We start from the raw sequence: 22648 nt of genomic DNA on the forward strand, positions 1-22648 counted from the left end.
TGTAAATCGGAGAACGATATCCGTAAAAGCGGAGTTGTTAGGAGTGATAGAAAGCGTTTTAATAAGAATATCGCGATATGAACACTGCATGCAATCGAAGAATGCTGGAGAGGGTTGAACAGAAGATGAAACGATGGATGGACACAACGCTTAGCATTGAACAAAGAGTGAAGGAATTGCTTGCGGCTATGACGCTTGATGATAAGCTAGCCATGATGCATGGCGGCACACCTGATGAAAAATTAGGCATTCCTCTGCTAAAGCTGAACGACGGACCTGGCGGTGTGACTGGGCCTCATGAAAAGGTAGGGACGCAGCTGCCTGCTCCAATTGCAATGGGGGCAGCATTTAATCAAGAGGCCGCTTTTCAATATGGGGAGATTATAGGCAAAGACGCTCGGGAGCGCGGGACATCGTTATTGCTTGGTCCAACGGTTAATATCGCTCGAACTCCGCTTAATGGACGGACGTTTGAAGGTTACGGCGAGGACCCGATGCTGTCTGCTGTAACCGGAACGGCTGTTATTCAAGGGATTCAGGAGCAGGGCGTCATGGCCTGCATCAAGCATTACGCAGCCAATAATCAGGAAGCAGACCGTATGGTGCAGAACAGTATTATCGATGAGAGGACGCTGCGCGAGATTTATCTTCCTGCTTTCGAAGCGGCGGTTAAAGAAGGCAATGCCGCATCCGTCATGGCTTCCTACAATAAAATCAACGGAGCATACGGTGCAGAGAACCACCATTTGCTCAATCAGGTACTGAAAGAAAATTGGGAGTTCGACGGCTTTGTTGTCTCCGATTTTCTAGCTACCCAAAGCACAGTCATGTCGATATTCGCTGGGCTGGACTATGAGCTTACCATTCCCTTTAAGCGGTACTTCGGCGAACCGTTAAAGCAGGCTGTAGCCAGCGGGCAAGTACCGATGGAGAAGATTGATGACAGTGCCGGCCGCATCCTGAGGAAAATGTTCAGCTTCGGCTTATTTGACCAGGAATCGTACGAAGCAGGCAGTGAAAGGAAAGTCTATTCCAAGCATGATGTGGAAGCTTTGCTTCTTGCGGAACAATCAATTGTTCTGCTGAAGAACGATGACAGCATCCTTCCACTTGCGCCAGTCAATTCCATTGCGATTATCGGACAAGCGGCTGTAAACCTGATTGCATCAGGCGGAGGCAGCGCCCATGTGCCTTATGCAGGCTCGGTTACTCCGTTTCAAGCTATCGAGCATCGTGCTGGACCTGATGGGCGGGTTAGCTACGTACCTGGTACAGCGCCTGTTCCTTCTGGCCCTTCCTTTATCTATCCGTCTCCGAATGCAGGCAATACGATTCCGGCCGAAGCGTTCGAGAATGGTTTGCTGATGGAGGCATATGATTCTGCAGATTTAAGCGGTGAGCCTGTGCGCACACAAACGATGGAGAAGCTTTGCTTGAACTGGCAGTTTGACGGTGTTCCACATACTCCATCTGCGAAGTGGACTGGTACACTGATTCCGAAGAAGACGGCAGATTATACGTTTTACGTCCCGGCTTCAGGCGGGACCCGTTTATATGTAGATGGAGAGCTTATAATCGACAACTGGAATTTTCAGTCTCTCTACCAGACCGGAGTCAAGAGATTAGAAGCAGGAAGCCGTGTCACAATGGAGGTTCACTATACCTCTTCCAGCGGAGAAGCTGCAGCTCTTCCTTCTATTACGCTGGAGTGGTATGCAGGAACGGATGAAGCTTTAATAGAAGAGGCAGTTAAGACAGCAACGCTGGCGGATACAGCAGTTGTATTCGTAAATGACTACATGACCGAAAATTTCGATAAGCCGAATCTAAGGCTGCCCGGCGCACAAAATCAATTAATTGAAGCGGTCGCCGAAGCTAATCCGAATACGATTGTAGTGCTGAATACCGGCGGCCCGGTTGAGATGCCTTGGGTGGACAAAGTGAAAGGCGTTGTGGAAGCTTGGTATCCCGGTCAGCAAGGCGGAGAGGCGATAGCCAAAGTATTGTTCGGTGATACGAATCCGTCAGGGCATCTGCCGATCAGCTTCCCGGCATCAAGTGAAAAAGGTCCAATCGTGACGAAAGGACAATATCCGGGCATAGGGCTCGACACGGTTTACTCCGAGAAGCTGGACGTTGGTTACCGCTGGTTTGCTGCATCCGGAGAGAAGGCGTTATTCCCGTTTGGCCATGGTCTTTCATACACCTCTTTCAGCTATGGTGATCTGCTAACGGCGCAAATGGAGCATGCGGGAATACCATTCTTACGAGTTACCTTCGAGATTCGAAATGAAGGTGAGATCTACGGCCATGCCGTCTCACAGCTGTATCTGAGCTTCCCGGCAGCTGCTGGTGAACCGCCGGTGCAGCTGAGGAGCTACACGAAAGTAGCGGTTCCGGCAGGACAGGCAGTCCAAGCGGAAATGCTTCTAAACCCAAGAGCCTTCAGCATTTGGAATACTACAAGCAATAAATGGGTGGTTCCAGCTGGAGAGTTCACTATTCTAATTGGCGAGTCCTCCGAGCAGCTTGTTCTACAGACAACTGTCATCCCGTCTCTGGAGCTTGCTCAGGCAGTCGAACGCTGTGACAGCGTCATACACGGCTGGAAGCAGGTATACTAACAGCCATTATTAGGTAAGCCTGAATACTGTAAGCAATCATTGCTCTGTAATTGCTCTGTAAGCTCCCTAAGGAGTCTTACAGAGCTTTTTTCCACCCAACGAATCCAAAAAAAGCAGACACTCCACCTAAAAAAAGGCGCCGTGATATTCGCCATGTATTCGTTTACAATGAAGGAAACATCATTACGAGCCGAATCGGCCAAGGAGATCAAAGCGGATGCGTTTATTTTCCTTATCCTCGCTTCTAAGGCAGTATCGTCCCCGCAGACTTCGTACAAGAATACTCCTGGCCGTTGTTTTATTGTCGGTGCCGCCGCTCATTATCCTAGGATATATCTCGTTTAATATCTCGAAGGATACGATCGTGCATAACCACCTGGACAATAACAAGCATAATTTGCAGACAGCCAGCGAAGTGGCGGATTTATTATTTCGAAACGTGATTAATATGCACCGGCTGATTCTGGCGAATGATCAGCTTCGGGAAGAATTGAAGGATAGTGCGGCAGATGAAAGCCATGTACTTGATATCCGGACGGCTAACCGTCTGCAAAATCTCGTTGTACGCAATTTAATTGATACCCGCCATATTGACTCGATTTGTTTATTTGATCGCGGCTTCCATTCCGTCTGTTACGGAAGTGTTGAAGCTAATGCGGGTATTTATGATGATGAGACAAGCCGGGAGTTAATTGGTCAGACAGATTGGTACAAGCGTGCTGCTTCTGCTAACGGCAGAGAAGTGTTTTTCAGTTACAATGTGCTTCAGTCCCTTAACTCGGGCAATACAGGCATGTCTTTTTCAAGCGTGAAGCTGCTGCGTGACCCGGCGAATTTCCGTGTCATTGGGCTGCTGATTATTAATTTGAAGAAAACGATATTTGAGCAAGCGATGGGGGATGACGGGGATTTTGTCGTGCTGGATACGACCGGGGAGCTGTCACGCAGCGTATATGCGCAAAATGATTCTATTGCGAATCTAATCGATCGGGAGGATGGAGAAGCTGCAGTACTCCAGGAGCTGCATCAGCATGGCTATTTGACGGTTGGTTATCATAACGCGACAACGAATTGGACCTTCCTGCATGTTGTGAAGGCGAATGTGCTGCTGCAGGATTCGAACCGGATTGGTACGTATACAACTCTTATTGCTGCTTTTATTGCGCTTATTGCCATTATCCTGTCGATGTTTGTTTCGGGAAGCATTACCCGGCCGCTGCTGCAACTGAAGAAGATGATGGTTGACTGGTCCAAAGGCTCCGGTGCCTCTGTACATCTGATTTCCTTTGAGGAGGATGAAGTAGGGGCAATTGGGGAGACGTTCCGTAAAATTTCGACGGAGAACATCCAGCTCAATGAAAGACTGATTCACTCACAATTAAAAGAGAGGGAAGCGGAGCTTCGGACGCTGCAGGCGCAGATAAAGCCGCATTTTCTCTATAATACGCTTGATTCAATTTACTGGATGGCTATCCTGCAAAATAACGCGGATATCGCCAAGATGACCATTGCTTTATCGGAAAGCTTCAAGATCAGTCTGAACAAAGGGAAAGAAACGATTCCGGTATTCAAGGAGCTCCAGCATATCGAGCATTATATGACGATACAGAACCTTCGATATAAGTCGAGGTTCCAATACACAGTGGATGTTGAGCAAGGGCTTATGAGCATTGAAATTCTGAAGCTTATTTTGCAGCCGCTGGTGGAGAACGCCATCTATCACGGGCTGGAGCCGAAGATTGGTGAAGGAACGATTCGGCTTACAGGCAGAATGGAGGACGGAACGGCTGTCTTCACGGTAGAAGATGATGGCGTTGGGATGGAGGATATTCAGGCTACGGAGAAGGGGTATGGGCTTGTAAATGTCCGGGAACGTATCATGCTGTACTATGGTCAGAGAAGCTCGCTTCGGGTAAGCAGTGAACCGGGAAAAGGAACGGTCGTTGAGATCAGATTCCGGCCAAATGAAATCAGAGAGGGTTGAGAGTCATGTTAAAGGCCGTTATTTTCGACGACGAGTATATCGTGACACAAGGGCTTCAAATGATGGTTGACTGGTCTCGATACGGCATTGAGCTAGTCGGCACAGCCGATGACGGCATCTCCGCTCTGCAAATGGTTCGGGAGCTTGCGCCTGACATTGTCATGACCGATATTCGTATGCCCGGGTTAACCGGACTGCAGCTTATTGAAGAGATTGCGAAGGAAAAGCCCAATACAGCCTGTATTGTGTTCAGCGGGTTTAATGAATTCGAATATATCCGTAAGGCGTTAAAGCTTGGGGTCATTGATTATTTGGATAAGCCGATTACACTGGAGAAAATCGATGAGGCCATTGTACGGACCATCGAGAGAATTGGCCATCAACAGGAGCATACCCAATTAAAGACGCAGGTATCGGCCAATAAAGAAGCTTTGCTGGAGAAGGCGACTCTTGATTTGCTGCTGCTTGGCACGGAAGCCATTCCTGGTTGGAGGGCTGCCTTTGGCAAAGCGGAGGCGGAGCGGGTAACGGGAGTTACTGTATTTGCATCAACAGGCAGGCTAAATCTCCTGGATGAGCATCCTTCTTACCGCATCGTTTCCTTTTCGTATGGGAAGGAATGGATCATGGCGGTATTTCATTACACGCTCCATGCTGAGGAATTATGGGAGCAGCTTACGATCATGTCTCCCCAGATGCAGGAAACCGTTGGTTCCGGCCAAACCTATACGGATCTGGCGGAAGCAGGAGCAAGCCTCAAGGAAGCTGTCCGAGCTTTACGTTACGCGGTATTTCTGGAGGAGAAGGGCTGGACCCGTTTCGAGCCTGCCGAGGAAAGTCTGCCGAAGGGTCTCAGCGAGCGTGAGGAAGAAATCGTCTTTTGCATGAGAACGGGCAATAAGGACGGGCTGCTTCGCCAGTTGGATGACTATAAACGTTGGATGGAAGCTGAGAGGTTGAGTCCGGAGCTGGTGGAACAAGAGGTTATGAAGCTTGCCTATATCGGGTATCAGGTTGCGATGGAAGCAGGCGGGGAGGCCCGGACACTTGTACCGCATTGGGAGCTTGGTGGAATGTCGTCAAGAGACGAGATGTTCGAGTGGCTTCGGGAGCAGATGGAGCAGCTTCATAATTTTATGAGGGAAGATAAGCATGCATCCAAGCATAATGCGGTGGAGAAAGCCCTTGCTTTTATTGAAAAACATTACCTGGAGTCGTTCACCCTGCAGGAGGTGGCAGAGCATGTCGGCATGAATGCGACGTACTTAAGCCTGCTGTTCAAGGAGAAGGTAGGAACCTCCTATATTAAATATGTAACCAAGCTGCGGATGGAGCAAGCGAAGATTATGCTGCTGAGAGGCATGCTTGTTAATGATGTCAGTAAGAAGGTTGGTTACTATAATTACAGGCATTTTACGGAGCTATTCAAGAAATATACAGGCGTAACGCCAGGGCAGTTCCGGGAAGGGCATGGCATTAGCAAATCGCATGAGCCGGTACAGGAGGTGGGCGATCATGAGTAAGCCGGCTTCTGCTATAGGCGTATTAACAGCGATATGTCTGCTTCTGGTATCCTGCTCTGGCGGCTCTTATGGATCCGATGAACAAATCTCTGATCCGACACGGGTTATTCATTATGTATCGTCCGATCTTGAGGAGCAGCAGCCTCGGATCATTAGCGAACAGGCACGTGAATATGAGAAGAAGCATCCGAATATCAAATATGAATTCGAGAGCGTCAATACCTCGGATCTTGTGCAAAAAATCCAGCTGCTTGCGGCAAGCAATGATTTGCCGGAGATTTTCTCCTATGAATCCGGCAGACCGCTGGAGCAGCTGGCCGATAACGGGTTTATTCTGGATATCGAGAAAGTATTTCGTGAGCTTGGCTTGCAAAATGAATTAAATCCGGCGGCCGTGAAGCTGCTGAAATCAATGGTTCGAGACAAAGGGCTGTATGCCCTTCCGCTCGAGATCAATATCGAGGGGTTCTGGTATAACAAGGATTTGTTTGCTGAATATGGACTAGCTGTGCCAGAGACTTGGGATGATCTGCTTCATGTGGCGGAGGTGTTCAAGTCACATGGTATTCAGCCGTTTGCGCTGGCTGGTGCGAATAAATGGCCGATTACCCGGCTCATAAACGGTTACGTCATCCGGAAATATGGCTACGATGCGATGCAGCGTGTAGCCCGTAAGGAGCTGAAGGTGACAGAGCCCGGATTTGTCGAAGCGGCGGCTATTGTTCAACAGATGGCGCAGCAAGGATATTTCGGCAAATATGTGAATACAACGGAGACGGATGAAGCCTCAACGTTATTCCTCGAGGGAAAAGTGGCTATGTTTTATACCGGAAGCTGGAGCCTCAGGGATTTCAACAGCTCGCTCAAAAATGAGATCGGGACGGATGCTATTGGATTGTTCAATATTCCCCTGGTCAACGGCGGTGTGGGGACCAAGGACGACTGGCTGATGAATGCAGGTCTTGCCACTACATTATCGGCAGCTTCTTATGACGATACCATGAAAGAATGGCTGAAAGCGGTGTTTACGGGTTACGGGGATAAAGCGATGAAAGAATATGGCGTTATATCAGGCTTTAATGTACAAAATATGCCGGCCGATGTGCCGAGGCTTACGCAGCTGGCACAGAAGACGATCGACAGCGTAAAGAATGGCGCCTTATGGTTTGAGGCTTTGTTTGATCCCGATACGCAGACGATCGCCTGGAATAACGCCCAGCTGCTGATTGCAAGCAAAGACTATACGCCGGAGATGTATATGCAGGATTTACAAGCTGCATTGGATAAACAGCAATAATAAGTAGAGAAGATCCCGCAGCCGTCGCAGGTTGCGGGATCTTCTTGTTCGTCTAACCTTTGACTGCACCGGCTGTCATGCCGGCAACGATCCGTTTGTTGAAGAAGATAAAGAGGATGAGCGGCGGAAGCGAGATTAGAATAATATCTGCGAACAGCAGGTTCCAGGATGTATTGTACATGCTGGTGAAATTGTACAGCGTCAGCTGGATGGTGGCATTCTTCGCTCCCGGGAAGAAGTAGAGCGGGTTAACAAAGTCATTGTAAATGCCGACGGAAGACAGGACGACAACCGTTGACGTTACCGGCATAAGGAGCGGGAGGATCATCTGGAAGAACATCCTCAAGCTGCCGCAGCCGTCGACGACAGCCGCTTCATCAATTTCTCTTGGAATGGTTGCCATAAAGCTGCGGTACAGCATGACGGCAAAGGAGATGCCAAGTGCAACTTCAACCATTACGATCCCGGTCATCGTCTTGAACAGATGGATAGAATCAAGCACCCATATGGTTGGAACAACAGCAGGCGGAATCATAAGCCCGGCCATGACAAGAAACTGGATAATGCCAGACCAGCGGTCGTTACGGCGCTGCAGCACATAGCCGGTCATGGCACTGACCACGATTAGAACAACGATGGACAGCAGCGTAATGAGCGTACTGTTCATGAACGAGCGCAGAACCATATGATCTTGGGCAGTAAGGACTTCCTTATAGTTCGACCATTGGATGGAAGTTGGCCAGCTCAAATCAAGAAGCGAGGCATCCGTCTTGTTTTTGAGCGAGTTAATAATGACAAATATGAATGGTACCCAGAAGATGACGATAGATAAGAGAACGGCAATGATTTCGAAAATAAGCCGTTTGGTGCCTTTCATTTTCATTACAAATCAACCTCCCTTTTCGACAGCAGCTTAAGCAGAGGGAAGGCCAGCAGAGATACGCCGATAAAGAGAATCACGTTGCCCGCTGTAGAAAGGCCGTAGAAACCGCCTTGATATTGTTTATAAATGATAGAAGCGATCAAGTCCGTACTGAAGCCCGGTCCGCCTTTGGTCATCGCCCATACGAGGTCGAAGGAACGCAAGCCTCCGATAAAGGCGAGAATAATGACAGAGTTCATCGCGGGAGCAACAAGCGGATTCGTAATATGCTTGAATCTGTCCCATGAGTTGCCGCCGTCGATCTGAAGCGCTTCGTAATATTCTTCTGGAATGGACATAATGCCCGCGATAAAAATAACGGTAGCCATGCCGACGCCTTTCCACACATCAACAATAGCGACGGATAACAAGGCAATGCTTGTATCACCAAGCCAGTCAGGACCAACGATGCCTGCCAGAGACAGGCTTTTATTAATCAGACCTTGCGTTGGATGCATCATGCTGCTGAAGGCAATACCAACGGCAATCGTAGATAACAGAGTCGGGAAGAAGACGACAGAGCGCAAATATCCTTTAATCCGGAGACCGGATGTCAATGCAACCCCAAGTATGAGTCCCAGGACGACTTTAAGGCCGCAGGTTACAACTGCGTAAATCAGTGTATTGCGGAACCCGATGTTAAGCGATGATTCCGAGAAGAACGTCTTATAGTTATCAAAGCCGATATAATCCCAGTCCACAAGATCCCATCTCGTCATACTGAAGAAGAAGGACATGATGGTAGGCAGCAGGAATAGTACGAAATAGATAATGCCGGCGGGCAACAAAAACTTATACGTATAAAACTTTTTGGAAGTCTTTGTTATGGAAGCCTTCTGCATGGTGAATCTCTCCCATCTTACTTTCTTTACAAAAGCCCTGACCTGCCTGATGAGCAGGGCAGGGCTGCTTGTTTATGCTAACTCACCAGCCGGAGATACCGAGCTGCTTCGCTTGTTTCTCAACATCTTTGTCATAAGCTTTTGCATTATCTTCTGCGGACTTCATGCCTGCGCCGACTTCAACGGTCAATTGCGGCAGGCTTGGTCCTTTAAGCGGAGACAAGAACTCGAGTGCCGGTGCGTTATTGCCGTTATCGAAGTAAGGCATCATTTCTTTAACGCCTGCGTAAGCATCATCCGGCAGTGTAGCACCTTTGATCACATAAGGACCTTCCGGCTTCGCTTTGCTTGCCAGAAGTGCCATGCCATCCGGTGAAGCGAAGAAGTTAATCCATTTTTTCGCAGCTTCGATGTTTTTGCCGTCTTTGTAGATTGCGATTCCAGCAGGCATCCATACCGTCAGAGCGGTTTTGTCCGCGCTGTCAGCTGGTTGTGCGAATACGCCGATGTCGTCGATTTTATCCGGGTAAGTTGTAAAGATATTAGTGAGTGCAAAAGTCAGCATCGGATATTGTACGCCAGTACCGTCAACGAGCATTTTGAGCGCTTGGTCATAAGTTGTTGCAAGGTAATCTTTGTTCATATAATCTTTCATTTCGGAAAGCTTCTGGAAGCTGCGCAGTGCGGCTGGTGTATCAGCGAATTTGGCTTTATTGTTCGTGAAATCATCGGCAAACGTTGGGGCATCTGCCTGTACGTTTGCGTAGTCAGCCAAGAAAATTAATTGCGAAGTCCAGCTGTCCTTGTAGGAACCAATGACGGCTGTTTTACCAGCAGCCTTGATTTTATCGCTGTTTGCTTTCAGCTCATCCCATGTTTTCGGAACGCTCAAGCCAAGCTCCGCATACACCTTTTTGTTGTAAAGCCAAGCACCAGCTTGCGATGCGCCGCTTGGAGCCGCATAGGTTTTACCGTCAACGCTTACTGTCGGCAGGAAGGAATCCAGTACATTTTGCATGAACGGTTCACTGGTCAAATCTATGAAATATTTCTCAGGCTGCAGCGCCTTGAACAAGGAGCCGGAGTTGTAGAAGCTCAGGTCGTCCATTTCACCGGTAGCGAGTCTGGTCTTGACCAGGTTGTCGCCTTCATCTCCACCCGGACGGAGGTCAAATTCAGTCTTGATGTTGTAACGCTTCTCGATTTCGTCAGCAACTGCTTTAATGCCGTCTGTCGAAGTTTGGTTGTCGATCATCAGCTTCAGAGTGACCGGCTTTTCGTAACGCTCCGAGGCAGTGTCATTTGATGCAGCCGGAGATTCGGCTGCTGCGTTCTGGCTTGCTTCAGGAGATTTGCTCGCATTAGCGTTTGCAGCTGTGTTGTTATTATTGTTATTGCTGCCGCATGCTGTTAAAGCGGAAGTGAGAAGTACTGCTCCTGTCAGAGCGAGAATAGTTTTCTTTTTAGATTGAGCCATTAAGATATACCCTCCTTGTAATGTTCGAGCGTAAACTACGGTTCAAGAAATTGCTGATTAGGTTGGATGTTCGGGGTTCCGGAGCCCTGTGGACCTAAGTGTAAAGGCTTTCATTTTTACTGTTAAGCGCCGCATTTTTTAGATGTGTCTGCTTTTTTTAGGTCACCGCGCAGTTACGCGGGGTTTGGGGAGGCAGCCCAAATTAATCGTACACCGCACCTAAAAATAGCAGACATTATCTTGCTTAAACATCTAAAAAAATCGGATGTTTATCCAAAAAGTAAGACTATTGTGTTATGGTTTGTAAGCGCATACGATGATCGTAAGGAATATTGAATATAGCGTTAACAGCAGGAATTTCGGAAGGGGATTTATCCATGCTAATTAATCAATCCATGGTCGATAAGGCAGAGGCCTTAATACCTGAACTAGTTACTTCACTGGCAGAGCCAAAAGCAGTAGTTGAGATTGTTGCCGATGAGACGGCTTTTCAAGGGTGGAGAGTTGATCAGGCGGAGAAGCAGAACTGGCAGGAGCAGGTTCTCAGCAAGGGAGACAGCTTTGTTCTGGACTTCGAAGGTCATCTTGTCGGGTATGTGAGCTTAAAGGTAAAAGCGGTAGGCAGTCCACCTGATGCACCGCTGAAGCTGAAGCTGACGCTTGGTGAAATGCCATGTGAAATCGCAGAGCCTTTCGACAGCTATGATGGCTGGCTGAGCAGCTCGTGGCTGCAGGAGGAAACGATCTTTATTGATGTTCTGCCGGCTGAAATTAAGCTCCCTAGACGGTACACCTTCCGGTTTATTAAGATTGATGTTCTTGATACATCGAAGAAATATAACGTGTCGTTCGAGCAAGTGGCGTGTATAGCAGTTACTTCCGGTGATCCGTCTAACATTGCTCCACTGCCGGAAAAGCTGTCTGATGAGCTCGCTCTGATGGACCAAATAGCAATCAAGACGTTGCAGGACTGTATGCAATCGGTGTTTGAGGACGGCCCGAAGCGGGACCGGCGCTTATGGATTGGTGATCTAAGGCTGCAGGCACAGGCGAACTATCTTACCTTCAATAACTTCGATTTGGTGAAGCGCTGCTTGTACCTTTTTGCAGGGATGCGCCTTCCGGATGGAGCAGTTGGGGCATGTGTATTTGAGAAGCCGCATGCTCATGTGGATGATACAAGGCTATATGATTACTCACTGTTCTTCGTAGCTTGTCTGTATGACTATTATGTAGCATCCGAAGATCTGGAAACGCTGCAGGAGTTGTGGCCAATTGCGCTGGAGCAGATCGAGATAGCAGTGCAGCGGCTGGATGAGAAAGGAATTGTACGTGATGATGAGACCTGGTGGAGCTTTATCGACTGGCATCCGGATCTGAACAAGCAGGCGCCAACGCAGGGCGTTCTTATTTATTGTCTGAAACGGGGCTTGGGGCTGGCACGTATCCTTGGTCTGACGGACAAGCAGCAATATATTGAGGGCCAGATTGAACGGGCAACCCAAGCGGCAGTAACGGAGCTATGGGATGACAAGAAAGGCTTCTTTGTTAGCGGGGTCAAACGTCAGATTTCGTGGGCTTCGCAAATCTGGCTAGTACTCGCTGAAGTGCTGCCTGTGGAAGAGAATGCCGCGTTACTCAACCGATTGTTCGAGGAGCAGCCAGCAATCGGGATGACCACACCTTATATGTACCATCATCTAATTGAAGCTTTATTCTCGGTAGGCAGCAGCGAGAAAGCTGCCGAGCAGATGCAAGCCTATTGGGGAGAGATGATCAAGGATGGAGCGGATACGTTCTGGGAGCTGTATAATCCGGAGGACAAGAAGCTGTCCCCATACGGCAGCAACCTGATCAACAGCTATTGCCATGCGTGGAGCTGTACACCTACGTATTTCATCCGGAAATATTTGATCTAATATGAGAGAAGCCCTCTCCACTTCCAATTAGGAAGAAGAGAGGGCTGCTTTTTTACAACTAGTTAAGTCACTTCCCGGAAAGTCGTATCGGCTTTCTCCTGTGTCGTAGAGATCAGGTCGATCCTCAGCACATAATTGTAGTGACGGATGTAGCGGGTAGGATTGTTGTACGACTGAGCTGTTCTCCAGGCCATTGTGGCCATAGGAAACAGCTCCTTTTGTTTGTTGCAGCCATATTCTAACGCCGGCGAACCGCGGTAGAGTAGATAACACCATACCGGAACAGCAGCTTGCTGCCGAGCCAGCCGACAACACGGTCTGTTAGGAAGCCCATCAGGCCAAGACTGATTAAGCCGACAAAGATCCAATCTGTTCGGAAGTACAGTCTGGAGTTCCAGATCAGGAAGCCAACGCCTTCGTTCGCGGCAATCATCTCAGCACCAATAATCGCCATATAGGAAGTACCCATCGCAAGCCGAATACCGGTGAAGATATAAGGCGTTGTAGCGGGAATAACGACATGGAGCAAAATCTGCCACTCAGATGCGCCCATACTTCTTGCCGAACGAATCCGGTCTTCCTCGATCGCGAGTACACCAGTTAAGGTATTAATGATGACGATAAATAAAGTCGCGTACATAATAAGAGCGATCTTCGACTGCTCCCCAATACCGAACCACACCAGGAACAAGGTGATAAAAGCGATAGGAGGGATGAACCGGACGAAGTTAAGGAAAGGCTCCGCGAATACGCGGATCGCGGTTACTTTGCCAATGGTTAGTCCAATCGGAATCGCAATAAGGCTGCCTAACGCCCATCCGGCAAATACTCGGTAAAAACTAATACCGATATATCGCATCAAGGAGCCGTCGCTCATTAGTTCCTGCGCACCTTGCCAAGTGGCGACTGGGCCGGGAATAATCTCTGGACCATAAATCCATGCACCAATCTGCCAGACGATGAACGTCAACAGCCAGAGCAGAGGAATGGTAACCCATTTTTTCTGTAAAATCTTCACGGATACAGTCCTCCTTCCAGCTCGGCATCAAAGTGAGATTGAATCCGGCGATGCAGCTCGTTTAGCGCAGGTGAGGCCGGGTCACGCGGATACTCGAGCGGAACCTGATAGATGCTTGAAATACGAGCATTAGGACCGGTAGACATCACGGCGATCCGTTCGCCAAGCAGCAGCGCTTCCTGAATATCGTGTGTGACGAAAATAACGGTCTTTCCGGTCTCCCGCCAAATCTGGCTTAGTTCCTTCTGCATGATTCTTCTTGTCATCGCATCAAGCGCGCCAAATGGTTCATCCATCAAGAGAATGGCTGGATCATTAGCTAATACGCGGGCAAGCTGGACACGCTGCTTCATGCCGCCGGATAATTCGCGAGGGAATTTGTTCTCGTGGCCAAACAATCCGACCAGCCGAATATACCGATCCGAAATCTCTTTCCGCTGCTCTTTAGGCATCTTTTTCATTTTTAGGCCAAATTCTACGTTTTGCCGTACGGTCAGCCAAGGGAAGAGGGAGGAGTCCGCCTGTTGGAAAACAACTGCTCTTTCCTTGCCGGGCTTGTCGACCTCGTCGTTCCCAACGCGCAGGCTGCCTCCAGTCTTGGAGACAAAGCCTGCAATCATATTAAGCAGCGTAGATTTGCCGCAGCCGCTTGGGCCAAGCAGAACGAAGAACTCTCCGCCCTTCACGACCAGATCAATATCCTTAATGATATAGTGTACAGATCCACTCGTGCCCGGCTTCAGCTCGGAATAGCTCTTATTCAGCCGTTCAATCGTAATCGTATTTGGAGATGGATTTGTATTTGTATTTGTATTCAGCATCTGTAATCCCTCCTATTCTTTGTAGGTGAATGAATCAGGAAGGGCCTGTTTGATACCGTCCAGGCTCAGCTTATCGGCTAAGTTGAAGTCTTTCTGGATAATGCCTGCTCCAACCATATAGTTTTTCTGATTCGTCAAGCTGTCGAATGACTGCTGGGTGAAGCCAACTGTCCAGTTGTTGGTCGCCAAATCCCGAATGGTTGCTTCCTTCGGCTGTTTTGTTTCTTTGAACAGGATATCAGCCGTCTCATCAGGGTTAGCCGCAATGAACTTCGAGGTTTCATCAAGTGCCTTCAGGAAGTTTGCAATCGCCTGAGGATGATCCTTAATCAAGGAATTAGGAGCGATAAGAGTACCGCCGATTCGGACCGATGTCTTGGACATATCGGTCAACTCGTGAACACCTTCAATCGCCTTGAATTTATCAACAAGCGTCGCACCTATAACCCAGCTGGCGTCGATTTCGCCCTTTTTGAGAGCGACATAAGACTCGTCAAAGCCGCCTTGGCCAATTTGTTTGGTATCATCAATGGCTACACCATTATCCTTCAGATACACCTCCCACAGATAAGGAAGGAAAGTGCCGCGCAGCGTACTGAGCTTCTTGCCCTTCAGTTCTGCTGCAGATGTAATCTCGTCACGGACGAAAAGTTTCCATTGTGCTGCCGCTTGTTCAGTATCCGTACCTGTTGCTCCGATAATGGAGAATTCACCTTTACTTACAGCATTGAGTGACGGAAAATCTGCGCCCCAGCCGATATCCGCCTGTTTGATGAATAAGGAGTTAATGCCTTCTGCCGGTGTAGCGAAGGTAATAATCTCAGCATCTATGCCGTATTTCTCGAGGAAGCCTTTGTTCTTCGCAACACGGAAGACGGGATTGGTTGAAGTGTCGGCAATCTTAATTTTGATAGGATCAGCTGCAGCTGCTGCCTGCTGATTGTTATTTGGATCAGCCGCCGCCTGGCTGGGCTGATTGTCCTTGCCGCCGCATGCGGCAAGGGTGAAAGTAACGGCTATGACTGTAGCTAGGATTCCAAACTTTTTCATGGAATTTCCCCTCAGCTTTCTACATCAGATTGATTTGGTTTTTCCTCAATGGTCGGTACGCAGAACGCACCCTCTTCGAAAGATAGAGTTCCGACCACTTCTACAACCGAGTTAGTTCCTTTTGCTGCGGCGCCTGGTACGCGGTAATCCGCAACATCAAGTGGAATGATGGCCTCTTCTGCTGGTTTTTCAAGCTGCGGTACCCATTCATAAGGAACACGGTAAGCCCGGTAGACCATATTGGATTTAATAAATGGATTTTTGTAAGGGGAGACATACTCCCAGACTAGTTCATGCTCACGTGTAACTTCAAAGATCCGGCCGTCTGCGCCTTCTGTAATGAGGGTATTGCCGTTAGGCAGCCTTTGCGCCGAACTGATATATGGACTGTAGAAACGATAGGAATCGAGTGGAGCCGTAAATCCAGCTTCAGTTGGCGTATACTGCCATTCGATTTCCAGCGTTACAGGATTAATCTCAAGAATACGCGAGTGGTCGCGTACAGCATTTTTCAGCCCATCCGGGGATGCTGGATTCGGGTCGCCGTAACCGCCCCAGCCGCCGTTATCAAATACGAGCAGATTGCCTTCGCCAGGCAGACCTTGCGGAATAATGTGAGCATGATGCTGACCAATGATCCAGCCAAGATGCTTCACTTCCGGCTTGGAGTAGTCCGGACCAAGCTGCCATACAATCTTGCCGGTTTGACGGTCTGTAATGGCGATAATGTTGGATTCCCGCGCATCCCAGATAATGTTGTCCGGGTGGAAACGTTCGTCGCCAGCCTCGTAGAACTTATTTGGGCCAACCCAGGAAGCGGAGTTGATATGCATCCAATCGCCGCCAGTGTCGTTGCCGAAGTGACGACCGTTTGGATCGTTAAACAGAACATTTTTGGCAGCCTCATCAAAGCCCAGCTCTTCAAAATGATCACTTACCGCCCATTGCCACAGGATATTGCCTTCCCAATCAACTTCAATAATGACGTCGTCCAGCAGCAATTTGTCCGAAATCTCAGGCTTTGTCACGTTGCGGTGGGCAAGGATGAGAGTGCGTCCGCCATTTGTTTGCGGCTCCTGTCCTGGTGCATAATAGCCGACTGGATTGCCTTCGCGCTGATAATCATGATGCGCACGTGCCATCCATTGCGGCTCATAGCCTGGATCCTCTATGTACTCCAGACGGTTGAATTTCCATACAATCTCGCCCTCCCAATTCACTTGGACAAGATCGGCTTCGTCCTGGAAGCCATATTTCGGATCACGTTCTTTCGTGCTGCCTACCACATAACCACCTGGCAAAATTTTGTTCGGGAAGCCGCGAAGCCCTTTCCACAGATGAACCTCTTTACCATTCATATCAATCAGCAGTGCACCTACATTAGCTGCTTGGAAGATTGTGTAGCCGCTCCACGCTTTCTCAGGCAAATAAACAGTTGCTCCAGTTGGATAAATAGTGGGATGTCCCATGTTCAACAGCTCCTTAAATGAATTGTCACCCAAACAGCTGGAAGGCTGTTCGTGATGATTCATACCTCGTAAGCATAAGCCTAATGAATTGATACCCAAACAGCTGGAAGGCTGTTCGTGATGATTCATACCTCGTAAGCATAAGCCTAATGAATTGTCACCCAAACAGCCGGATGGCTGTTCGTGATGATTCATACTTCGTAAGAATAAGCCTAATGAAATTAAGTAGATTAATAATTCAAAAAATTCTTGTTTGGCGCTGCCGGCTTCCGTACTGCTGGCTTTTCCTGCTGCTCGTATTCTTTAATTAGTGCCATGTAATCCTCGGAGAAGCTTTCCAGATTGGCGTAAATCTTCTCGAAAATCTCTTTCTGACATGCTAGTTCATCCTCGGTAAAGCCGCCAAATAGCAGCTTCACACCTCGCTGACCGAGATTAGGATATCGTTCTAACACCTGTCGTCCTTCTTCTGTAATGTCCAGCCATACATTTCTTCGATCACCTTGCATACGACGCCGCTCAGCGAAGCCTTTCGCTTCAAGCTTGTCGCATAACGCGGTAATTGCACCGGAGGTTAGATCCAGCTGCTCCGCAAGGTCTCCAAGCTTTTGCAAGCCGCTTTGCTGTATGGTCCGAAGAATAAGAAAGCCGGGCAGTGCGATGTCCTCAATTGAGATTTTGTCCCGTTCCTTCACGAATCTTCGAACCATCCGCCTGAACAGCCAATCATTTTCTTCCATTTGAGATATGAGATCTGTCATGATAACTAGTTGATTCCCTCCTCTAAGAAAACAAAAAAGGCCGCAACAGACGTCCTGTGTTCAGGTACGTGAGTTGGGCCTTTGGTTATCCAATCGGCTTTATGAAATTAGTTCAACGTTAAAAGAATGAACGTTGAAGGATTATGGATTGATATTAACTCCATAATTCCGATACGTCAAGTGGTATTTAAAAATATTAGGTTTTATGCATTTCCCGGAACTGCAGAGGGGTCATTCCCTCGAGGCTCTTAAAACATTTGCTGAAGTAGCTGGTCTGAGAAAAACCGGTTTCCAGTGCAATGAGCTTAATGGACAAGCTGGTAGAAGCAAGCAGGCGCTTCGCCTGTAGGATTCGGGATTCCATCAAAAAATCGGAAAAAGATTTGCCAAACGTTTTATTAAACCTGCGGCTGAAATAATGCGGGCTGAACCCGGCAATGGCTGCGGCCTGTTCCAGTGTGAAGGGGTCGCTGCAATGGGCGCGTATATAGTTGGCCGCTGCACGTATTTTGTCGGCAGCTTGATTCACAGACACATTAAGCTGGGCAGCGGTGGCTTGAATTCTGGTGAGCAGCTCGTACAGCGTGGCGGCAGCCGCATATTCATCATCTACTTCATAGCCTCTGCCTAGCTGAAGCAGTCTATCTATCAACGACCCTACAGGAGCGGGATCAGATAATTGAAACAGCCATGGCTCATCCAGCCCTTTCCCGTCCAATAATTCCTCCAGGCGAACGCCGAAAAAATGGACCCAACGAATATTCCATGGATCCCGGGAATCAGCATGATACGTTTGCCGGAGACCGGGACCATACAGGAAGCCTTGTCCCTCAGTCAATTCATACGTCATGCTGTCCGAATGCAGATAACCCTTGCCTCCAAGAACAATATGCAGATTATAGTAGCGGTCCAGATTATTTTCAGTAGTGGCATATTCGCGATTGACATCATGCTCGGGAAAATCACTGTAGCCTCCGATAAAATCCGGGAAGCAGCTATGCCTTTGGAAGATGGGCTTAGGTAGAAAAATATGTTCCTTCATCAAGCACCTCATAACGCAATATTTTCATAAATATTTCTATGGAATGGCTATTAACAAACTCGTTGTTTGATCATTATGACAATATATTAATACACATCGCATGTTTTTGTCATATCCTAACTGATCGGGCTTCAACTAAAATAGAGGGTAGTACAAGAGATGCTGGGAGGGTGACTTGAAATGGCAAAATCGATCCAAATGGACGAGTTAACGTTAGGCGTATGTTATTATCCGGAGCACTGGCCGGAGGAATTGTGGGAAGATGACTTCCACCGGATGCAGGAGATGAATATTTCGGTCATTCGGATGGCGGAATTTGCATGGGCGATGCTGGAGCCGGAGGAAGGCGTATTTGACTTTAGTTTTTTCACTCGTGTGATGGACCTGGCACATCAATATGGGCTGAAGGTTATCTTAGGTACTCCAACGGCAACGCCGCCGGCATGGCTGACGCATAAGTATCCGGAAGTATTAAACGCCCATCAGAATGGTGAGCTCATCAAGCACGGCATGAGACGTCATTATAATTATTCCAGTCCGAAATACCGTGAGCTTTGTGAGATTATCGTGCGTAACATGGTCAGCGCTTACAAGGATCACCCTGCAGTTATTGGCTGGCAGATCGATAACGAGTTCAACTGCGAGAAGAATGTGTTTTATGCCGAGGCTGATCATGCCGCATTTCGGGTGTGGCTCAGACAGAAGTATGAGACTTTGGACAATTTAAATAAAGCTTGGGGAACCGTCTTCTGGAGTCAGACATATACGGCTTGGGAGCAGCTGCACCTGTCGCAGACCGAGTCGCCCAATCCACATCTGGCGTTAGATGAGAAGCGTTTTATCTCGGATAATGTCATCTCGTTTGCTAAGCTTCAAGCGGACATTATCCGTGAGCTAGCACCGCAGCATTGGGTGACAACAAACGGTTTATTCGGACATCTGGACAGTCATGAGCTGACCGATGAGTTGCTCGATTTCTTCTCTTACGATTCGTACCCGCAGTTTTCGACGATTTTCCCGGGAAATGATGAGAACTCACTCAAAGATCGTGGCTGGAGCATGAGTTTGTCTAAAGTTCGTTCGATCTCGCCAAACTTCTGCGTGATGGAGCAGCAATCTGGTCCAGGCGGCTGGGTAGACCGGATAGAGATGGGATCTCCAAGACCAGGGCAAATTCGGTTATGGTCTTATCAATCGGTTCTGCATGGCACGGATCTACTGGTCTACTTCCGTTGGCGTACAGCAACGATGGGGACAGAAATTTATTGGCATGGGATCAATGATTACCACAATCGGCCGAACAGACGGGTTAGAGAAGTTGCACAGGTTGGCGGGGAATTCGCGAAGATTGGTGCCTTAATTGCAGGGACGAAATATCAAGCGGAAGTGGCCATCATGCAGGATTATGATAATCTCTGGGATGGAGAGATGGACAAATGGCATGGCCCGCTGCAATGGCAAAGTAAGGGCTCCTGGTACAAGCAGCTGCAATACCGTCATATCCCAGCCGATCTCCTTACCTTACGGTCGAACACAACTTTAGAGGACTTATCGAAATATAAAGTGATCGTTTACCCGCATGCGGCGATTATGACGGATGAGACAGCTGAACTCCTTACGAGATATGTGGAGCAAGGCGGCAAGTTGTTCTTTGGCGCACGTACAGGCTATAAGAATCCGACGGGACAATGCTACATGCGGCCGTTCCCAGGTCCAGTTGCAGAGCTATGCGGCATAACGGTGGAGGACTTCACTTTAATCAAAGGGACGATTCAACCGGCAGAGTTGAATTGGGAAGGGCGTGTTCCTTCAGGAACAAAAGCCGTTGCTTTTAATGAGGTACTGAACGTTCAAAATTCGGAAGCGGAGGTAGTAGCTCATTATGCGTCGGAATATTACAAAGGTGAGCCAGCTTTAACCCGGCGTACAGTTGGTAAAGGTGAGGTATGGTATTACGGCGCAGCTTACAGTGAGCCGGTTGTAGATGCTATCTTGGATGAGCTGAGCATCGCTACTCCAATCGCAGACTGGTTAGAAGTTCCTGCCGCAGTAGAGCTTGGCATTCGTTCTTCAGAAGATGCATCGTATGCTTTCCTGCTGAACTACTCGGATCAGCCAGCTGCTCTTCAAGTGAAGCGGGCAACAAAAGAACTTCTAACAGGAGCAACAATTGAGAATGAGGTTGAGATGCCGGCGTACGGTGTTATAATTCTGGAGCTTTAATAATAAAGAGCAAGCCCCCGCGGGATAATCCCACGGGGGCTGCTCTATTTAAGAAACAAAAGAGCCTGTGGCACGGGGGCCACAGGCTATAAAAGAGAAATATATAAATAAAGGGGGGTCTTGTCCTTTATTATAGGAGCCAATCATGAAATGAACCTGAGTGGAATATTACAGGAGCGTTACAAAAATTCATTCTGAATATACGAATGGTAGAAGTTGGTGTGAGAAAACAAAGTTCTTTAATTGAAAATAAAGTTGTTTCCCCTGATTGCACATTTATTAACAGGCAGAATAGTTCCAATTATACATAAATTGGGTTTATGGTTTCTTTATAATTATAAGAGCTATTAAGTACGATTTTCGGAGGTTTGGACATTACTACGTCCACCTTCCACGATGATCCTTGCGCAATGTATAGTTTTCCTCCAAATGTTTTTGTAGCATCTGAACTATCGTTTTCATCCTTTTTATGTCTCCTTTCTTTGATATGCAAAAGGCCCCATTGAAGGGGCCGTACTTTAATTCTATACGTATCGTTCAAAATCAATCTGTACCCATACCAGCATTTCACCGTCTGCAGGTTTCGGGTCAGTTGCAGGTGTAGGGATCTCTTTGCCTAGATCCTTATAGGCTAGTCCGCAATGTGTAATCGCGTCTACGGCCATTTCAGCAGCTTCATTAATTGTAGCCCCATGTGTATTGATCTCCATGCCTGGCACATAGACCAGATAACCGTCGTTTTCTTCATACGTTAAAATAATCGGATACAATATCATTATTCGCTCAACGCCTTTGCTATCTTATTTTTTAGCCATGCCTGATATGACATATTCTTTGATTTAAGCCAGCTTAAGTTCGACTGCCGTTTCCTTGTCTATATCGGCCACTAGCCGTGTGTTGTTCGCCTTGCGCCACGCTGCATCTTTTTCCTTATCCCTTTTAGCACTGATTACCGCTTATTCTTCCTTTTTAGGCGCTCGGTTCTGATCATGATAATTATAGTGGCGGCTAATACAATTAGCGTTGCGGTGGTTAGAATCATCTTTACAGCATCCATTTGCAAATCACTCTCCGGTTTGTTATAAAGAATCGTAAGGCGGAGGGATTAACCCTCCTTTTGTAAATCACTTTCTACGGCTGGACTTCGAGCGCTGCGAAACGCTTGGGTCCTTTTTCTTTGCTTGTTCGTCCAGTAATGCTTTCTTATAATTCAGCGTTGTAACTCTCAGCTGAATTAAAGAAGTAACATGTTTAACGTAATGATTATAGAGATGCCGCTATAAGGGCCTTTGCGGAACAATACCTCTGCGTAGTTACACCCGCGTACGGTGTCGAAGGTGACGTCGAACGAACCCGGCTCGGGAATCACCTTCTCCTGCAGGGTCAGTATACGAGAATATCTGAATTTGGGAATAAGTACCGTCTCCATTGCCCAGCAGAACCGGTACGCCAAACCCTGGCCGCTAAACAGGGCTAACGCTAATCTGGCCGGCGGCTATTACGTTGGAAATAGCGTGTCGAATGCGAGTGAGCAGTCGTATATGTCAAGGTCGGCCATATGAGAATTTGGCGGTGGCGAATCTGCAGGCGCTGACATGGCCGAGCACAACTAAGCCGGTGCCTATTTCCATTTTCCAGCCGAATCGGGCAGTACGGCCCAAATCCGCATTTATTAG

17 protein-coding genes are annotated in these 22648 nt (G+C 48.1%); 6 read left to right on the plus strand and 11 right to left on the minus strand.

The annotated features are described in order from the left end of the window. Positions 1-125 precede the first annotated feature (125 nt). The 4 genes from FHS17_RS15695 to FHS17_RS15710 all read left to right on the plus strand — a co-directional run bounded on the left by FHS17_RS15695 (position 126) and on the right by FHS17_RS15710 (position 7428). The gene (locus FHS17_RS15695) at positions 126-2624 is read left to right on the plus strand and encodes a beta-glucosidase (protein ID WP_167279337.1); all 2499 of its coding nucleotides are present in this window, start codon (positions 126-128) and stop codon (positions 2622-2624) included. A 217-nt stretch (positions 2625-2841) separates the two neighbouring features. Beyond that, positions 2842-4608, plus strand: a complete 1767-nt coding sequence (locus tag FHS17_RS15700) for a sensor histidine kinase (RefSeq protein ID WP_167279338.1) — start codon at positions 2842-2844, stop codon at positions 4606-4608. A gap of 5 nt (positions 4609-4613) precedes the next feature. After that, on the plus strand, positions 4614-6131 hold the full coding sequence (locus tag FHS17_RS15705; protein ID WP_167279339.1) for a response regulator: 1518 nt from the start codon (positions 4614-4616) through the stop codon (positions 6129-6131). Continuing rightward, positions 6124-7428 carry an ABC transporter substrate-binding protein gene (locus FHS17_RS15710; protein WP_167279340.1) on the plus strand — a complete coding sequence of 435 codons (1305 nt, stop codon included), beginning with the start codon at positions 6124-6126 and terminating at the stop codon, positions 7426-7428. The genes FHS17_RS15705 and FHS17_RS15710 overlap by 8 nt, the downstream gene beginning before the upstream one ends. Positions 7429-7480: 52 nt before the next feature. Here FHS17_RS15710 and FHS17_RS15715 read toward each other — a convergent pair whose 3' ends face one another. The 3 genes from FHS17_RS15715 to FHS17_RS15725 form a co-directional block, all read right to left on the minus strand. Continuing rightward, positions 7481-8311: a carbohydrate ABC transporter permease gene (locus FHS17_RS15715; RefSeq protein ID WP_208420397.1), complete on the minus strand. Its 831-nt coding sequence runs from the start codon at positions 8309-8311 to the stop codon at positions 7481-7483. Then, positions 8311-9192 (minus strand): carbohydrate ABC transporter permease, encoded by an 882-nt coding sequence (locus FHS17_RS15720; RefSeq protein ID WP_208420398.1) that lies wholly within the window; start codon positions 9190-9192, stop codon positions 8311-8313. The genes FHS17_RS15715 and FHS17_RS15720 overlap by 1 nt, the downstream gene beginning before the upstream one ends. Before the next feature lie 82 nt (positions 9193-9274). Further along, entirely contained in the window at positions 9275-10669 is a 1395-nt protein-coding gene (locus FHS17_RS15725) for an ABC transporter substrate-binding protein (RefSeq protein WP_167279341.1), read from the minus strand. 377 nt (positions 10670-11046) lie between these two features. On the opposite strand from FHS17_RS15725, the gene FHS17_RS15730 reads away from it, so the two are divergent. Then, a complete protein-coding gene (locus FHS17_RS15730) occupies positions 11047-12588 on the plus strand; it encodes an alpha-L-rhamnosidase-related protein (RefSeq protein ID WP_167279342.1) in 1542 nt (513 codons plus the stop codon). 62 nt (positions 12589-12650) lie between these two features. On the opposite strand, the gene FHS17_RS15735 is transcribed toward FHS17_RS15730, so the two are convergent. From FHS17_RS15735 to FHS17_RS15765, 7 genes are all read right to left on the minus strand, one after another. After that, entirely contained in the window at positions 12651-12791 is a 141-nt protein-coding gene (locus FHS17_RS15735) for an AbfB domain-containing protein (RefSeq protein ID WP_167279343.1), read from the minus strand. A gap of 35 nt (positions 12792-12826) precedes the next feature. Further along, on the minus strand, positions 12827-13606 hold the full coding sequence (locus tag FHS17_RS15740) for an ABC transporter permease subunit (RefSeq protein ID WP_167279344.1): 780 nt from the start codon (positions 13604-13606) through the stop codon (positions 12827-12829). Continuing rightward, positions 13603-14427: an ABC transporter ATP-binding protein gene (locus tag FHS17_RS15745; RefSeq protein WP_167279345.1), complete on the minus strand. Its 825-nt coding sequence runs from the start codon at positions 14425-14427 to the stop codon at positions 13603-13605. The genes FHS17_RS15740 and FHS17_RS15745 overlap by 4 nt, the downstream gene beginning before the upstream one ends. 12 nt (positions 14428-14439) lie before the next feature. Then, positions 14440-15477 carry an ABC transporter substrate-binding protein gene (locus FHS17_RS15750; RefSeq protein WP_167279346.1) on the minus strand — a complete coding sequence of 346 codons (1038 nt, stop codon included), beginning with the start codon at positions 15475-15477 and terminating at the stop codon, positions 14440-14442. Positions 15478-15488: 11 nt separating this feature from the next. Next, positions 15489-16946: an aryl-sulfate sulfotransferase gene (locus FHS17_RS15755; RefSeq protein WP_167279347.1), complete on the minus strand. Its 1458-nt coding sequence runs from the start codon at positions 16944-16946 to the stop codon at positions 15489-15491. Positions 16947-17176: 230 nt separating this feature from the next. Beyond that, positions 17177-17707: a MarR family winged helix-turn-helix transcriptional regulator gene (locus tag FHS17_RS15760; protein WP_167279348.1), complete on the minus strand. Its 531-nt coding sequence runs from the start codon at positions 17705-17707 to the stop codon at positions 17177-17179. A 196-nt stretch (positions 17708-17903) separates the two neighbouring features. Next, positions 17904-18749, minus strand: coding sequence for a helix-turn-helix domain-containing protein (locus FHS17_RS15765; RefSeq protein WP_167279349.1), 846 nt, complete (start codon positions 18747-18749; stop codon positions 17904-17906). A 180-nt stretch (positions 18750-18929) separates the two neighbouring features. Here FHS17_RS15765 and FHS17_RS15770 point away from each other — a divergent pair, with 180 nt between their 5' ends. Beyond that, positions 18930-20972, plus strand: coding sequence for a beta-galactosidase (locus FHS17_RS15770; protein WP_167279350.1), 2043 nt, complete (start codon positions 18930-18932; stop codon positions 20970-20972). Between the two features lie 524 nt (positions 20973-21496). On the opposite strand, the gene FHS17_RS15775 is transcribed toward FHS17_RS15770, so the two are convergent. Then, a complete protein-coding gene (locus FHS17_RS15775; protein ID WP_167279351.1) occupies positions 21497-21748 on the minus strand; it encodes a type II toxin-antitoxin system HicB family antitoxin in 252 nt (83 codons plus the stop codon). Between the last annotated feature and the right edge of the window lie 900 nt (positions 21749-22648).

Source organism: Paenibacillus lupini (assembly GCF_011761355.1).
Taxonomy (GTDB): Bacteria; Bacillota; Bacilli; order Paenibacillales; family Paenibacillaceae; genus Pristimantibacillus; species Pristimantibacillus lupini.